The 15,377-nt window shown below is 61.3% G+C and carries 13 protein-coding genes; 6 read left to right on the top strand and 7 right to left on the bottom strand.

Annotation, left to right across the window (positions count from 1 at the left end):
- Positions 1–90: 90 nt before the first annotated feature.
- The gene (gene rpiA / locus F4Y00_11300; GenBank protein ID MYE05539.1) at positions 91–786 is read left to right on the top strand and encodes a ribose-5-phosphate isomerase RpiA; all 696 of its coding nucleotides are present in this window, start codon (positions 91–93) and stop codon (positions 784–786) included.
- 78 nt (positions 787–864) lie between these two features.
- On the opposite strand, the gene F4Y00_11295 is transcribed toward rpiA, so the two are convergent.
- The 4 genes from F4Y00_11295 to F4Y00_11280 all read right to left on the bottom strand — a co-directional run bounded on the left by F4Y00_11295 (position 865) and on the right by F4Y00_11280 (position 5,412).
- Positions 865–1,524: an energy transducer TonB gene (locus F4Y00_11295; protein ID MYE05538.1), complete on the bottom strand. Its 660-nt coding sequence runs from the start codon at positions 1,522–1,524 to the stop codon at positions 865–867.
- A gap of 239 nt (positions 1,525–1,763) precedes the next feature.
- Positions 1,764–3,386 carry an NAD(P)H-hydrate dehydratase gene (locus tag F4Y00_11290; protein ID MYE05537.1) on the bottom strand — a complete coding sequence of 541 codons (1,623 nt, stop codon included), beginning with the start codon at positions 3,384–3,386 and terminating at the stop codon, positions 1,764–1,766.
- Positions 3,387–3,388: 2 nt separating this feature from the next.
- On the bottom strand, positions 3,389–4,549 hold the full coding sequence (locus F4Y00_11285) for a hypothetical protein (GenBank protein MYE05536.1): 1,161 nt from the start codon (positions 4,547–4,549) through the stop codon (positions 3,389–3,391).
- 62 nt (positions 4,550–4,611) lie between these two features.
- On the bottom strand, positions 4,612–5,412 hold the full coding sequence (locus F4Y00_11280; protein ID MYE05535.1) for a hypothetical protein: 801 nt from the start codon (positions 5,410–5,412) through the stop codon (positions 4,612–4,614).
- Positions 5,413–5,593: 181 nt separating this feature from the next.
- Between F4Y00_11280 and F4Y00_11275 the strand changes: the two genes are divergently transcribed.
- From F4Y00_11275 to F4Y00_11260, 4 genes are all read left to right on the top strand, one after another.
- On the top strand, positions 5,594–6,796 hold the full coding sequence (locus F4Y00_11275; GenBank protein MYE05534.1) for an N-acylglucosamine 2-epimerase: 1,203 nt from the start codon (positions 5,594–5,596) through the stop codon (positions 6,794–6,796).
- Positions 6,797–6,907: 111 nt separating this feature from the next.
- The gene (locus F4Y00_11270) at positions 6,908–8,509 is read left to right on the top strand and encodes a Na+:solute symporter (GenBank protein ID MYE05533.1); all 1,602 of its coding nucleotides are present in this window, start codon (positions 6,908–6,910) and stop codon (positions 8,507–8,509) included.
- Positions 8,510–8,539: 30 nt separating this feature from the next.
- On the top strand, positions 8,540–8,848 hold the full coding sequence (locus F4Y00_11265; GenBank protein ID MYE05532.1) for a hypothetical protein: 309 nt from the start codon (positions 8,540–8,542) through the stop codon (positions 8,846–8,848).
- A 153-nt stretch (positions 8,849–9,001) separates the two neighbouring features.
- Entirely contained in the window at positions 9,002–9,979 is a 978-nt protein-coding gene (locus F4Y00_11260) for an amidohydrolase (protein MYE05531.1), read from the top strand.
- 92 nt (positions 9,980–10,071) lie between these two features.
- Here the strand turns inward: F4Y00_11260 and F4Y00_11255 are convergent, their stop codons facing one another.
- Together F4Y00_11255 and F4Y00_11250 are read right to left on the bottom strand one after the other, a co-directional pair.
- Entirely contained in the window at positions 10,072–11,190 is a 1,119-nt protein-coding gene (locus F4Y00_11255) for an outer membrane beta-barrel protein (protein MYE05530.1), read from the bottom strand.
- On the bottom strand, positions 11,084–12,589 hold the full coding sequence (locus tag F4Y00_11250; protein ID MYE05529.1) for a deoxyribodipyrimidine photo-lyase: 1,506 nt from the start codon (positions 12,587–12,589) through the stop codon (positions 11,084–11,086). The genes F4Y00_11255 and F4Y00_11250 overlap by 107 nt, the downstream gene beginning before the upstream one ends.
- A 31-nt stretch (positions 12,590–12,620) precedes the next feature.
- Between F4Y00_11250 and F4Y00_11245 the strand changes: the two genes are divergently transcribed.
- Positions 12,621–14,693: a sulfatase-like hydrolase/transferase gene (locus F4Y00_11245; GenBank protein MYE05528.1), complete on the top strand. Its 2,073-nt coding sequence runs from the start codon at positions 12,621–12,623 to the stop codon at positions 14,691–14,693.
- 158 nt (positions 14,694–14,851) lie between these two features.
- Here F4Y00_11245 and F4Y00_11240 read toward each other — a convergent pair.
- Positions 14,852–15,377, bottom strand: a 526-nt coding sequence (locus tag F4Y00_11240) for a T9SS type A sorting domain-containing protein (GenBank protein MYE05527.1), incomplete at its 5' end; no start/stop codon positions are given.

Below are 15,377 nucleotides of genomic sequence, written 5' to 3'. Positions count from 1 at the left end.
TCCTCGCGCCTTGATTGACGCCGTGCCTGACGGAACAGAGCATCGTTGCATAGTGTCAACAGGGCCTCAGAGACTTTTCGGGTAAACGAAGTGAATCGGGATCATGCAAAACGCGCCGCGGGGGAATCTGCGGCTTCATGGGTGCAGAAAGGCATGCGCGTCGGTCTGGGTACAGGGACCACGATGGCATACGCGCTGGAGGCGTTAGGTCGTCGCGTGCGTGAAGAAGGGCTGTCTTTTTCGGGGGTTGCGACCTCGATAGCCACGGAGCGGACGGCTCGCCGGCTCGGCTTGCCGCTCGTTACGCTTGCCGAGGCGGGCCGGCTGGATATGGCGATCGACGGCGCCGATGAGATCGATCCGCAGTGGCGCCTTATCAAAGGCGGCGGCGGAGCGCATACCCGGGAAAAGATTGTGGCGGCCCAGGCCGACCGTTTTGTGGTGCTGGTGGACGAATCCAAGGTTGTGCGTCGGCTCGGCGTTGCTTTTCCCGTACCTGTGGAAGTGATGCCTCTTGCGGTGCATTCCGTCACGGAGGCGCTGCGAGGTCTCGAAGCGTCGCCGACACTACGCACCGATGAGGGGGGGATGCCGGTGTACACCGATCAGGATTTTCACATCCTGGACGCCTTCTTTGAGGGAGGTATCGAAAACCCGGAGGCGCTGGGGCGGGCGATCAAGAACATACCGGGGGTTCTCGACCACGGCATCTTTGCAGGATATACCACCGATGTGCTCGTCGGAGACGAGACCGGGGGGGTGCGTACGCTGGCGAAAGGCGCTTAATCAGAGTGCCCTTAAAAAAACAACGCCGCCCGGATGCTTCGTCCGGGCGGCGTTGTTTATGCGCTTATTTCAGTGTGCTTATTTCAGCTTGAAGGTAATCGGCAACGACATCCGCACCTTGACAGGCTTTCCGCGCTGTTTACCGGGCGTGAACTTCGCCTGCTCCACGGCACGGATGGCTTCCTCGTCACAGCCGGCGCCAATACCCCGGGAGACAACCACATCCTGCACGTTGCCCTGTTCGTTGACGACGAATTGCAAAAATACGCGTCCTTCCACGCCGGCCTTACGGGCGATCTCGGGGTATTTTACTTCGGCCTGTATGGCAGCTATACCCCCGATCGGTTCAGGCATCTGCTCCACGATTACGAAGATCTCAGGCTCTTCATCCTCTTCCTCCGGTGGCGGCGGTGGCGGGGGCAGGGCGGCCGCAGGGGCATCGAGGTCCAGCGAAGCATCGAGGTCAAGGATATCATCCTCGAGAATTTCATCGTTCGGCACCTCTACGGGGACGGGCGGTTTCGGCGGCGGAGGGGGTTGCTCGATTTGCTGCGTTTGCTGGATTTCCTCCATGGTGATCTGCTCCTGTTCCGGAAGCACGATCTCGAAATCGCTCTTGTTGGACCAGTCGGCGCGGAAGGCAACGATGAGAATGCCCAGCGTGACGATCAGGCCCGCCTCCATATAAAGCGTGTATTTGTTCTTCAAGTTGAACTTGTCTTCCTTGTGCAAAGCCATGTCGCTGTCCCCGGATAGTTTGGGATACGGATCAGGGTGTCGGAAAATTTACCGTGCTGTCAAGCGCCCATACACTGGTTTCATGTGCGTTTTATGCATTTTTCGGTTGGAACCTTACATATCGCCATACCGCACACAAACCCACATTACCCCTAACATACGGAAAAACGCCCGGTTCCGTGAATTCGTATTATGAATTCCGACAATTTCCCCGAGTGGCGTGCTTCTTTTTCTACGTGTTATCCCACGCCGAGGCGTTCTTTCATCGCGAACGGCAATTCGTCGAGGAGGTCGGTGGCCCGCAGCGATCGCCCCGCTCGTTTTGCAGCGTACCGGTCTGCGGCGGCGCCTCCAAGGTGCAGACCCGCTATGGCAGCCTGTTCCACCGACAATCCCTGCGCCAGCAGGCCGCCGCATATACCGGCCAGCACGTCCCCCGTGCCTGCTGCCGCCAGCGCTGGTCCGCCAGTGGCGTTGATCCAGGTGCTGCCGTCAGGCGCCGCCGCAAGGGCGGGATATCCTTTGAGCACCAGCACGCAGTCGTACGTATCCGCGACATACCGCGCCGCAGCCATCCGGTCGGCGGGATCGATGTTTGCTTCGTCGAATGCCCCGCCGAACAATCGGCGAAATTCGCCATCATGGGGTGTCAGTATCCAGCGCCTGCCTGCCCGGCGCCGCAGGAGGTCCGTCTGCCCGATCAGGGCATGGAGCGCATCGGCATCCACGACGACCGGGGCTGCCGTGGTTTCCAGCAGCCGGAGGACAAATGCCCGGGTGCCCGGCGCCCGGCCCAGTCCGCATCCTGTCACGACGGCCCCGGATTTATCCAATCGTTCCGAAAGCGCCTCCAGCGCACCTTCGGCCTCTATACCGTCACCCGAAGCCGGGAGCGGAATGGTGGCGACATCCGTGAGTTGAATTTCCAATGAATCCCGGATGCGGTGATCGCATCCGCATACTACATAGCCGGCTCCGGCGCGCGCCGCTCCCTCTGCGGCCATGATCGCCGCGCCGGTCATTTCTTCCGAGCCTGCTACGATCAGCGCCAGTCCCACGGAGTATTTGTGTGCTTTGGCGTTGCGTACGGGCATCCAGCTGCGTACGAGGTCGTCGGAGGCGCGGTATCCGGATCTGACCGGGTCTCCGTCTGCGGCTTCACGGAGTACAGCGCCCGGGATACCGATGTCGATCACCGCGCATTCTCCTGCGTATGCAGGTCCTTCGTCCAGACAGAGTCCTGTTTTGAGCGCGCCCATGGTACAGGTCAGGTCGGCCCGGAAAGCAGTGCTTAGGGGTTTGCCGAGGTCGGCGTGGAGGCCGGTTGGAATGTCTACGGCCACTTTCAGGCCGGACGCCGCGTTGAGTCGCTCGACCAGAGTCCGCACCGGCTCGCGCAGGTCGCGCTCCAGTCCAATACCCAGCAGGGCGTCTACATGCACGGCTGCATCGGGCCATGCGGCGTCCGGTTCGTACGGGAGAATATGGAGCCGGTCGTCGGGATCTGTTTCCGCCAGCTTCCGGAGGGTGGCAAAGTGCGCGGCGACATCCCCCGCCAGTGCCCTGCCCGCCGATCCATCCTCGCTACGGTGCAGATGAAGCACCTGCACGGAGGCCCCCGCCTCGTAGAGGTATCTCGCCAGTACGAACCCGTCTCCTCCGTTATGCCCCTTTCCGCAGTATACGCGCCATGCACCAGTAGCACTTTCCGGTTGTATTGTCTGCAAGAGGCGCATGGCGGCGCCTTTTCCAGCCGATTCCATGAGGGTGTGGGCCGGTATGCCGAAATCGTGGATGGTGCGTTCGTCGGCGCGGCGCATGGCCGCGGCGCTCAGAACCGGTTCGGGGGGCATGGCAGGCATGGTCATGGAATGGAAACGACCGCTGGAATACGAAGCGTGTCCGGCAAGGTTGTTTCCCAGCGGGCGCGGACACGTACCGGTTCCGTCAGAAAATACGCCGGCTCCGGCGGGCGGTACGGAATCAGCGTGCCCTTGTCCCATTGACCGTTTTCGTTCCGGTCAAGCCAGGCGCGGAGCTGGTACGCCCCGGCGGGCAACCGCGGCAACAGAAAGGCGCCGGTAGCCTCCACAGTGGCCCGCCAAGGCGGGGCTGCATCCTGCACATTTAGGGTGTCCGGCCAGGTTTCGACGACCACGGGGTGCGGCTCGCCGGGTACGACCACCCCCCGAATTTCTCCGGTTTCTTCGAGGGGAACGGTCTCGGGGGCGGTCTCGTCTTCCGTTTCCGGATCGGTTGCAGGCGCACGCAGGGAATCGGCGCGGACGGTGTCGATCCGGGTCAGCATCCAGGGGATTTTCAGGGATGTCCGGGATGTATCCGCGAGTAGCGCAGGGACCGGCGGCGGCGCAAAAGATTCACCCGGATCGGGACGGGTATTGTAATTTGCATCTTCGAGCGCTGCCACGAACCAGTGCCGCTCCGTCATGTATTCGAACCGGAATACGCCGTCGGGATCGGTTTGGGTACGGTACGCCGGACGAACGGGCAGAGAGTCGGGCGGGGCGCTGTCGGGCGCCGCATACGCCAGTACGTCTATGCCGGGGGCGGGTGCGCCGTTATGACTTTGCACGACCCGTCCGGTCAGGACCCCGGCATTCAGGGTCGGCCCCGTCGAAAAAGCAAGGATGATGGGGGCGGCAAGCGCAATGCCGCGCAAATCCCGCAAATTGGTATCAAGGGTGAACACATAGGTGGTGCTGTCGCGCAACGGGTCGGCAAGCCGGATATCGACGCGGGGGCCTCTCCAGTCCAGTTCCGGGGGCGTTTCCGGCTCCGGGATGATGGACAGGGCTCTTCGGAAGGAGGTCTCGTTGATGTATTCCGAAAAGACGATGCGGAGGGAAGCCCCGGATACGTTCGTGGCGCCGCCGGCGGGGATACTCTCGACAATGTGCGGCGGGGTATTGTCCGGTGGGCCTCCTCCGGGCGGGAGGGGGGTAGCGCAGGCGGCCCACAGCGTAACGCACCATAGCGGGGCAGCCCATCGCGCGCCTCGCCTCATGCGGTGTCCGATCGGTGTGCATCGCTTTCCGGCAATGCGCCGCCATGCCTTGATGCGGGCGCTCATGAAGAATCTTCTCCGGACGAACGGAGCGAGAAAAACAACCAGGCCGTGACGGTCATGGCCGCGGTCAGGACGACGGGTTCCAGCATACGGCGGACCCGACTCCTGCGCGGCGGCGCACCCTGCGTTTCAGGCCAGGCTTCGGTTTCCACGGCGGTGCGTTGCGCTCGTGTGATGACGTCCGAACGCATGAGGGCGCAGCGATCGTCGGCAAGCACACGGCCATCCTGGTCCGCGATGTCGTAGCGGAGTACGAGGCGCACTTCGCGGGCAAGTTGTTTCCGGCGTCTTTTTTCGTAGTGTACGCCGGCTTCTTCGATGGCGTAGGCGATTCGAAGGCCGGGCCTGGTCGAGTCCGGGAGAAATATGGTGCGCCCATCGGCTTGCCATGCGGCTACAAGGACGGCACGGACATACGGCATCTCCTCGGGAGCGTGCAGGATCAGGTCGCCCTCCGTTTCGGGAAGCGTTCCGAGGCAATCGATCGCCATCTCTTCGAACAGGACCCGATTGACCGGTTGCGCGGCGCCGGAGCGAGCGGATGCGCACACGCCGAATATAGCGAGCGCCACAAGGAGTGCGGGGGCTGCCGCGGCACAGCGCGCCGGGGATGCAGGGGGCGGTTGCGGGGATAGACCGGATGGCCGGAAAGGGTCGGGCATCGTACTGCGTAGCGGTTCGTGCGGCCGAATGCGCTTGAAAATACGCCACGATGCATCGAAACGTTCGGTCTGCGGCGCGGTTTTGCGACTCCGGGGGCCTTGTTTCCGGTTTTCGGGAAGCCCCGAAGGGCGCATCATGTTCGCGACGCCTCGAATCCGCAGTGTTTTCTGCTGATTTCAACGATCGAATCATGATATTCTTTCATTGCGAATGTGATGTGCTGAGCGAAGTGGTTTTGATCAGAGTATCCGTATCTTCGGAGTGCGATTTTTGAAATCCGTTCCGCATTGCATACTCCCTGAAACGATAGCCTGCAACATGTCCTCCGCGCATCCCGGCGCCGATTTCGCCGCGCTCCGTACCCGTTACCGCGACCGGTACGAGCATGAACTGTTCGAACGCGTGATCCCGTTCTGGGAGCGCCATGCTCCGGATCCCGAGCACGGCGGCCATTTCAATAATCTGGACCGGGACGGGGCCGTATACGACACGACCAAGCACTTGTGGATGCAGGGACGCCTGGTATGGATGTTCAGCAAATTTTATCGCACCGTCGAGGCCAGACCTTCCTGGCTTGCCATGGCCCGAAGCGGTATGGATTTCATGCGCAAGCACGCCGTACGACCGGACGGCAGGGTCTGTTTTTCAGTGACGGCGGATGGACGGCCCGTGTATCTCCAGCGCAAGATCTTCACGGAGTGTTTTTACATCATGGCCCTTGCAGAGTATGCCCGGGCCGCGGAAGAGCCGGAACTCCTTCGCGAGGCGTATGAAGCGCTCGAAACGATGTGGGAATGGGCCTGGGACTGGACGAAAGTGGGTCGCCCGGCCCACGAGGGGCAACCCCCTTCGCAAGCGCTGGCCGTGCCGATGCTGATGCTTAATCTGATCGAGGAAGTGGCCGGCGACGATTTCGGAACATACCGGGCCGAGGTGGAGGACTGTATCCGCCGAACGGCCCTGCATGTACACCCCGATGCGCGGCGCGTGTACGAGGTTGTCGCTCCGGACGGCAGTTGCCTGGACGGCCCGGAAGGCCGTATGATGACGCCGGGGCATGCCATCGAGGCAGGGTGGTTTTTGCAGCACTGGGCGCAGCGATTGGGTCGCCCGGATGTGCAGCAGCAGGCCCTCGACATGGTACGGTGGTCTTTCGAAAACGGCTGGGACAAGGAGCACGAGGGGCTGTTCTATTTTGTGGATGCGGAAGGGTATTCGCCCGTTCCGCTCGAATGGTCCATGAAGTTGTGGTGGCCGCATTGCGAGGCGCTCTATGCCCACCTTCTGGATTATTTTCTGACAGGTGACGCCGCTGATCTTGCCGCCTTCGAGAAGGTGGATCGCTATAGCTTCGAGCGGTTTTCCGATCCCGAATACGGGGAATGGTTCGGGTATCTGGACCGGCAGGGCGCCGTGACGCATCGCTTCAAGGGCGCCCCGTACAAGGGGTGCTTTCATGTGCCCCGCGCCCTGTGGCTGTGCCTGCGCCTGTTGGACGAACAACCTGCCTGGGATTCCTGACGATGCAGGCGCCTCCTGCCCCTGTAATTTCCGGCGGGCCTTGCCTTTCCCCATGAAAGGGCGTATCGTGGAAGCGCTTCGCCGTTTCGCAGGGATCCCCCCCCGTCATTAATGAACGTTCTTTTTACCTGGCTCGACTGGCTCTGGGTGGCGGCGTTTCTGCTGCTGATGATCGGCAGCGGCGTGCTGTTTTACCGTCTCGGCAAGCGTTCCCAATCCGATTTCTTCCTGGCGGGGCGGGGGTTGCCCTGGTGGTTACCGGCTTCTTCGGTGTATGCGACCCACACGGCTACCGACACCCCGATGTGGATTACGGGGGTCATTTACAAATACGGGCTGGCAGGCATCTGGTACACCTTTTTCTCGGCATGGGCCGCTATCAGCGCCTTCGTTTCGACGCGCATTTTCCGCCGGTCGCTGGCCTACACGCAGGCTGAATGGAACGTGGTGCGGTTCACCGGCCTCGGCGCGGAAATGCTGCGCGGCTGGATGGCCGGATGGCAGGTTTTCATGAACATGTTCGTGTTGGGCTGGGTGGGCATTGCGATGGGTAAGGTGTGCGCCTTCCTTTTCGGATGGCCGCTGTGGGTGGGGCTCGTGTCGTTCTCGTCCGGGTGCGCCATTTATGTACTGGCGGCGGGGTACTGGGGCGTCGTCATGGCCGATTTTCAACAGGGAGTGATTGCCTTTCTGGTCATTATGATCGTGTCGATCTGGGGGATCATGGTGGCGGGCGGTCCCACCGGCATCGCCGAAAAACTCATGATGCTTGGCGAGACGGATCGCATGAATCCGTTTGCGTTCACGGGATGGTGGACCGGAGAATTTCCCGCTGCCTGGTTCTTCACGATGATGGTGATCGCCATTCTCGGAGGATTCGGTATGGGGACGAGTATCGACTGGTATCCCGAGGCGCAGCGCATCCAGTCGGCCCGCACGGTGCGTGACGCGAGTTACAGCATCTGGTGGGGTACGCTGGTCGGGCTCGTGCGCAACTCGGTCTGGGCCGTGGCCATTCTTGGTTTTTTCGTGCTTTTTCCGGGCATGACCGAAACGTCCGAGTACGAGATGGGGTGGTTCCGACTGGGCTTCGATTACCTGCCTGTGGGCATGATAGGCTTCTTCTTTGCCGCCATCCTTGCCATCCATCTTTCGACCATTTCATCGCATCTGAACCTCGGCGCGCTGTATGCCACCCGCGATCTGTACCAGCACTACTGGAATCCCGAGGCGTCTGAACGCACCCTGGTGTGGGTGGGTCGCTGGTCCACGCTGATTCTGCTTCTCGGTTCGTTCGTGTACGGGTTGATGATGGAGAACATTACGGAGTGGCTCATTTTCGCGCTCTGGATCATGACCGCCGGGATATGGCTGCCGAACATCCTTCAGGTGGTATGGTGGCGGTTCAATGCATGGGGATATCTGTCGGCCTGGATCGCGAATCTGGGTTTCAGCTGGCTGGTGGTGTGGATATTGCCCGAGTTCGGAGTGATTCCGGAACTGGCCGATTACCAGCAGTTCTGGCTGCTTATGCTGCTGGGCGCCTGTGTTTTCATTCCCACCACATTTTTGACGAAGCCGGAAAGTATGGATCATCTCGTCAAGTACTATGTGCAGGCGCGTCCCCTCGGATGGTGGGGGCCGGTTCGCCGGGAAGCCGAGCGCCGCGGGTTGATCCAGAAGGATTCCCCGGAGCGCCCCATGACTGTTTGAGATACCGATCGCTAACCTTCTTGCTGCATCATGCCTCTCATTCGACGCACATGGACGGCTGCGGAAGCCGACAAATGGACCCGGGAAGACTGGTTCGTCATCGTCCTCTCGCCGATTTGCTACTTTGCGCTGACACTGGGTGTGGCCTTGTCCTTTCTCCTGCTTTGGGAGGGGTTCGCGATCACTGCCGCCAGTATCGTGCTCATCGTGTGGATGCATTGGATCATTGACCCGAAGATGAAAGCCATTTCGGAAGAGTACGAGAAGAACCAGCAGGAATACCTGCGCGATCTGGAAGATTCCGTCCGCTGGAAACAACACGAACAGGCTGCGCCATGACGGAAAGTCTGACTACGGTTATCGGAATGACTATTGCGTACGCGGCTTCCCTTCTGGGGCTGTTGCTGGCGTGGCGTTCCTATCGCAAGCATCACAAGAAGTGACTGCCATGTCCTTGTCTTTGCTCATGCAAGCCGCCGCACCACAGATCACATGGGTGGGCGTCGTGATTCCCGGCGCGATCTTTCTCGTGGCCTTCGCCGTTACGTGGTTGCTGTACAAGCACTTTACGAAGCAGCTGGAAGATTGATGATCGGTCCTGCGTCCGGATCGGGTGTTCCCGAGGACGCCCATCCGGTTTTCGATGCCCATTTCCATATCGGTCCGTACGGAACGCAGGCATTCGCCGGGCGCCGGATCATGCCCATTCCCGAGGCCCTCGACCATGCTTCAGGCGCCGATTGCGCGGCGTATCTCGCCCGGCACGGTATCGACGCGGGGGTCATCGTACCCACCTATCTCGACCGCCAGGAGGCGGCGTTCGAATACAACGCCTTGCTCATCGACGCCGTGGAGGCCTATCCCAATCTGTACGGCGGGTTATGGGTCTCGCCGCTCCCGCAGGTCGAATCGCTCCTCCACGCTGCCCTGGCCCGTTTGCCGCATCCCAAGGTACGCGCGCTCAAGATCGCGTCGAACACCTGGGCGCCCTACGGCATCGATCCGGCCAGTTGGGACAGGTCCGTGCAACGCAATATGGAGCGTATTCTTGAAGCCGCCGCCGGCCATGGGCTGGTCATCCATTTTCACACGGGATACTTACCCGGCGCGGATCCCCTGGAGTTCGATCTTTTTCTGCAACAGTACGGGCACCGGGCCACGTATCAACTGGTGCACTGCGGAGAGGCCATTGCGCCGGCGTTCACGTTCGTGCCGCGTTTTCCGGGATGGATCGAGGAGGGTTTCGATGTGTACACGGATACGTCTATCGTACCGGGCTTTGCCCCGAGATGGCTGCTCGACGAACTGGACCGGCGCAATCTGGGTTTCGGGCGCGTCCTGTTCGCCACCGATTCGCCCTGGGGATTTTTCCCCGCCGAATACTGGAAGATCGCGGGGCTTGATCTCGATCCCGAAGTGAAAGAGCAGATTTTTTGGGGTAATGCGGCAAGGTTGTACGGGGTGGGGTAGGCCTTGCCGTCAGGGTTTGGATATGACCCCCGGTGGGAGTTCGTAAACGAGACAGCCTCAAGGGCTGATAACGCAAGCGATCCCACCGTTTCTCAGAACCGGTATTTCAATCCCAGCGTTGCGACCAGCGATTCGAAGCTGTCGAACGTCAATTCCCCCGAGAAGGGCGTTACGCCGTCCGCGCGAACCGGCGCATGGCTGCGGATGATCGACCACACGACATCTTCTTTCAGGGTCCCGAAACGGGTCCAGTGAGCGGTGAGCCCGATCGTGGTGCGTTCTCCGACGGCGTAATCCATGCCGGCCAGCACCTGAAAGCCGATGACCGTTCCGCTGACCTCGGGGTCCAGCATACTGAATGTCCCGGCGGCCCGGAGCGGTCTGTCGGCAAGGGTGGCAGGCGGTTCCACATCCTGGTATCCTTCAGCGATTGTTTTGCGCAGCAACCGCCGGTTGTAGTTCAGGTTGGTGCCGGCTATACCGACGCCTGCGCCCACGGAAGGCGTCCAGGGGGAGTTGTTGCTGAAGTCGTAGTAGACGTTTGCAAAGACCTGGTGGGCGCGATAGCCGGAGATAGTTTCGATCGGCGGATACACGTTGCTCCATTCACTGGCTTTGCTGACCACGGCCTGGTTGGTGGTCGATTGAACGAGCGGCGACGTATCGTTTCCGTAGCCCTGTATCCGGTACGCGAGTTCGAAGCGCAGCGCCTGGAGGGCATATCCGACGCTGAGCCCGCCGGTGAACCCGGTACCCGGCGAAAAACCATTGGAGGAGAGTTCTCTCGGCTCGGTGACCATGCATTCCGGCGCACTGCTCGGGGCCATGGTCGGATCGTCATAGACCAGACGGTCGCACTTCGTCGGGGTGGTGACTGCGGAGAGGGACGAGCCCAACTGCGCGGAGTTGGCGGCGCCGGTGTCGATTCCGATATAGAAGCCGCGGCCGTTTTCCTGGGCGTTGGCCGCATCCGCACCGAACAGGCAGACAATAAACACCGCTGCGGTGAGCGTGCGGAGGGCTTGCTGGGTTTTCATTATAAAGGGGGTGTACATGGGCGCAATTTGCCGACATGGTACGCCCGAACGCAATGAAAGGTCAATGTCATGTACTTGCGCCTGACCGGTCTTTATTGCTTTGCGGGGAAGGGGCCGACGCCGCTCGGATACGCGTTCGGTAGATATCCAGCGCTCGCTGGCGCGCCTCGGCATGGTCCACGATGGGATGGGGATAATTCTCGCCGAGTCGAACCCCGGCTTCGGCGAGAACGGCTTGCGGCGCTTGCCACGGGGCATGAATTGCCTTGTCGGGCAGCCGCCGGAGTTCCGGCACCCAGGTCCGGAGGTATTGTCCGACAGCATCGAAACGCTGAGACTGCGCCACGGGATTGAATATCCGGAAGTACGGAGCGGCGTCGACGCCGCTCCCGGCAGTCCATTGCCAACCAGCGCTGTTGTTGGCCCAATCCGCATCGACCAGGGTATCCCAGAACCAGTCCGCGCCGTGCCGCCAGTCGATCAGCAGATGCTTTGTCAGAAACGACGCAACGATCATGCGAACCCGGTTGTGCATCCAGCCGGTAGTCCAGAGTTCGCGCATGCCTGCATCGACCAGCGGGTATCCGGTCAGGCCGCGCTGCCAGCGCCGCAAGCCGGCCGGGTCGTTCCGCCAGGGCATGTGGTCGAATTCCGGTCGCATATTGACCCTTCCCATGTTCGGGTTGTGAAACAGCAGATGATGACTGAATTCCCGCCAGCCGATCTCGCGCAGAAAGGCGGCGCGGTCTGTCTCCGGTTCGATTTCACCGAGCGCAGCAGCGATCTGGCGCGGTCCGATCTCCCCGAAATGCAGATGGGGCGACAGCCTGCTCGTGCCCCGTTTGCCCGGCTCTTCGCGGTCCGTTCCATATTTGTCGACCCTGTCACGCAGAAAATCGTCGAGCCGTTGCCGGGCGCCTTCTTCCCCGGGCCGCCACACCTTCCGAAACCCTGCCGCCCAGTCCGGATCATGGCATCGCAGGTTCCAGGTTTCGAGCGCTTCGGTCGCCGGCCATGACGATGGGGGAATCGGCACCGGCCTTTCGGTCTCCGGAGGTGCAAATCCCTGTTCGAGACATCGATTCCAGAACGGCGTGAATACCCGGTAGGGTGAACCGCTGCCTGTCCGGATAGTGCAGGGTTCGAAGAGCAGCGCGGCATTGAAAGACCGTGACGTCACTCCTGCTTTTTTACACTGTGCCTCGATTTCCGCGTCCCGCCGGATGGTTGCCGGGTCGTAAAGCCGGTTCCATATGATCGACGATGCGCCGGTTTCCCGTACCAGCGCGGCAATCGTTGCCCCGGCAGGGCCCCGGCGCAAGGTGAGACGACTTCCCAGCTTCTCCAGAGCAGTGTGCAGGGCATGGAGGCTGCCATGCAGCCACCAGCGCGATGCGCCCCCAATAGGGCGGCTTCCGGCATCTTCGTCCAGGATGAAAACCGGAATGACTGATCTTCCGGTTCGGGTTGCCCATGACAGCGCGGAATTATCAGTCAGCCGCAGATCGCGGCGAAACCACATGAGAATGGGTTGGTTGCCGTTTTTCTCGGGATGTTGCTTGCCGACAGGCATTTTGGGTATGCGTGGTTACCGACCTTGAGAAATGGTTCGGCAGGATTGCGTATGCAATGAACGAGAAAGTACGACCGCGGTTTTATCCCGATACCCCCTCATTGCGAATCCACGCAGCCTGTACGTATCATACAATCTTTCCCGGACTCACATCGCGGAGATGATTATCGTGCCATTCCCCAAAACGACGACGATGGCCCGGATTGCCGGGCTGCTGGTTCTTTTTGCAGCGCTTCAGGGATGCGGATCGGCGGAAGACGCCGCCGAGTCTGCTTCCGATCTGCCGAATATTCTATGGCTCACATCGGAGGACATGAGCGCCGATCTGGGTGCATACGGCGATGCCTATGCAGAAACGCCTCACATTGACGGGTTGGCGCGGCAGGGGGTCACGTACACGAATGCGTTTGCTACGGCGCCCGTCTGTTCCCCGGCGCGGTTTACGCTGCTTACGGGCATATACGCCACGACGGCAGGCACGCAGGGCCTGCGGTCGCAAGCGCCCATTCCGGACGACATCACAGGGTTTCCGGCATATCTGCGCGAGCTTGGCTATTACACGACGAACAACGTCAAGACCGACTATAATACGGCGGCCGAGCCGCGTCTCATCGCCGAATCCTGGGATGAGAGCAGTGCCGAAGCACACTGGCGGGGGCGCGAGGACGGGCAGCCGTTCTTCGCCGTCTTCAATCACATGCACACCCATCAGAGCCGCATCTCCTTTCTGGATACGGAATTTCCCGAACTGGCCGATGGGCTGGGGACACATGATCCCGCTATCGCGCCGTTGCCCCCGTATTATCCCGACGACCCGGACGTGCGCGAGACCGTGGCCCGCTACTACGACGCTGTTACCGCCATGGATACCCATGTGGGCCGCCTGCTGGCCGAACTGGAGGAGGACGGCGTAGCGGACAACACCATCGTATTCTTCTACGGGGATCACGGGATGGGCCTGCCGCGCGGCAAGCGAGTGCTCTACGATTCCGGCCTGCATGTGCCGCTGGTTATCTATTTCCCCCCGAAATGGCAGCACCTGGCGCCGGTTTCGCCCGGTTCGTCCACCGATCGACTGGTGAGTTTCGTGGATTTCGCGCCTACGATGCTTCGTCTGGTCGGCCACGACGTGCCGGAGCATATGCAGGGCATGCCGTTTCTGGGCGGGAATTCGATGACGGAACGGGAGTTCGTGTTCGGTGCGCGCGACCGGGTAGACGAGGCGTACGACATTGCGCGTTCGGTACGCGACGAACGCTTTCTGTACATCCGCCATTATCACCCGCACCTGTCCTGGAACCAGCCTGAATTCTTTTCGGATCAGGCGCCGATCCGTCAGGCCATCACCCGGCTGGCCGAGGCGGGCGCCCTGAATGCCGCGCAGATGACCTACGCCGGTCCCTTGAAGCCGTCCGAAGAACTGTTCGATACGGTGACCGACCCCCACCAGCTTCGTAATCTGGCTGCCTCTTCCGCGTATCTCGACGTGCTGGATCGGATGCGGGCCCGGCTGACGCAATGGGAGGTGGAGACGCGGGATATCGGCTTTATGGATGAAGCCGAAGTGTTGCGGCTGGCCGAACAGACGGGGCAGGCGCCCCTCGAATTTACGGCGGATCCATCCGTTTATCCGCTCACGCGCGTGCTGGACACCGCCAACCTCGTGGGACAGCCGCGCGCTGCGAACAGACAGGCGGCGCTTCTGAGGGATCCGGACGATGCGGTGCGGTACTGGGCCGCCCTGGGGTTGCATGCGGCCGGAGCCGGGGATCCCCTGAGTCAGGATGCGCTTCGGAACGCCTTGCGGGATGCGGTTCCCGCCGTGCGCACAGAGGCGGCGGCAGCCCTTCTTGCGCTGGATGGTTCCTCGGAAGCCCTTGCCGTGCTTGAGGAGGTGCTGGAAACCGGCGATCCGCTGGATGTGCTCCGGGCAGCGCGCGCCCTGCAGTTGCTGGGCGACAAGGCGGCCCCTGCCGAAGAAACGATGCGGCGCGTTATGGAGCAGGCGCAGGACGACACGGTATACGGCCCAGATGCGTTGTACATCCGCTTTGCGCTGGAACCGGCTCTTGCCGAGGAACGGGGTGTGACGGAGGTGTATTAGGACCTGTTAGCACTATGCAGCGGCGCTCTGCGGGGCCTATTTTCCTGCCAGGCCAGGCGCCGCGAGCGCAGTGTGGCCGCCGATCCTGACGAGTCGTACTACTTTCTCGCTCGTGTTCCCGGCGTAAGCGCCGCAGTCGCGGCAGCGAATCCTCCGTTTCACTTAACCAGCATCATTGTGCGGGTCAGGACCTTGGTTCCTGCTTGTAAACGGTAGGCATACGGCCCGTTGGGCAGATCGTTTGCATCGAACCGCACGGTGTGGCGACCCGCGGGCTGCAACCCGTCGACGAGAACCGCCAGCTCGTGCCCCAGCAAATCGTACACGGCAAGACGGACTTCGCCGGCTTGCGGCAACGCATAGCTTATTGCTGTCTCCGGATTGAACGGATTCGGATAGTTGCCCATGAGCGCCACTTCGTCCGGCATCTCTTCATCCTCTGTACTCACGGGCCGGGAGCCCGCTGACGCCGGCAGCCGGGCAATTGCTTTTGCAGGGATTCCTCCTCCATGTTCGTTTTCCGCTCGTAACTCAAACTTGTATTCCGTTCCGTTCGTCAGGCCCGTAACCGTGTAGCTGCGGACACTCGCTCCATCGGGGATGTCTAACCATGCCGCAAGATCCTCGATACCAAAGGCTTCGCCGTTTTCCTTCAGCCGGTATGCGTAGCCGGTGATCTCCGAG

This window comes from Bacteroidetes bacterium SB0662_bin_6 (genome assembly GCA_009839485.1).
GTDB lineage: Bacteria > Bacteroidota > Rhodothermia > Rhodothermales > VXPQ01 > VXPQ01.
This window is presented reverse-complemented; position numbering and strand designations above follow the sequence as displayed.

Coding starts and splice junctions, on each gene's coding strand:
- F4Y00_11295 (MYE05538.1), bottom strand. CDS start 1,524: ATGGCTTTGCACAAGGAAGACAAGTTCAACTTGAAGAACAAATACACG.
- F4Y00_11290 (MYE05537.1), bottom strand. CDS start 3,386: ATGCCTGCCATGCCCCCCGAACCGGTTCTGAGCGCCGCGGCCATGCGC.
- F4Y00_11285 (MYE05536.1), bottom strand. CDS start 4,549: ATGAGGCGAGGCGCGCGATGGGCTGCCCCGCTATGGTGCGTTACGCTG.
- F4Y00_11280 (MYE05535.1), bottom strand. CDS start 5,412: ATGATGCGCCCTTCGGGGCTTCCCGAAAACCGGAAACAAGGCCCCCGG.
- F4Y00_11275 (MYE05534.1), top strand. CDS start 5,594: ATGTCCTCCGCGCATCCCGGCGCCGATTTCGCCGCGCTCCGTACCCGT.
- F4Y00_11270 (MYE05533.1), top strand. CDS start 6,908: ATGAACGTTCTTTTTACCTGGCTCGACTGGCTCTGGGTGGCGGCGTTT.
- F4Y00_11265 (MYE05532.1), top strand. CDS start 8,540: ATGCCTCTCATTCGACGCACATGGACGGCTGCGGAAGCCGACAAATGG.
- F4Y00_11260 (MYE05531.1), top strand. CDS start 9,002: ATGGGTGGGCGTCGTGATTCCCGGCGCGATCTTTCTCGTGGCCTTCGC.
- F4Y00_11255 (MYE05530.1), bottom strand. CDS start 11,190: ATGCCGAGGCGCGCCAGCGAGCGCTGGATATCTACCGAACGCGTATCC.
- F4Y00_11250 (MYE05529.1), bottom strand. CDS start 12,589: ATGCCTGTCGGCAAGCAACATCCCGAGAAAAACGGCAACCAACCCATT.
- F4Y00_11245 (MYE05528.1), top strand. CDS start 12,621: ATGGTTCGGCAGGATTGCGTATGCAATGAACGAGAAAGTACGACCGCG.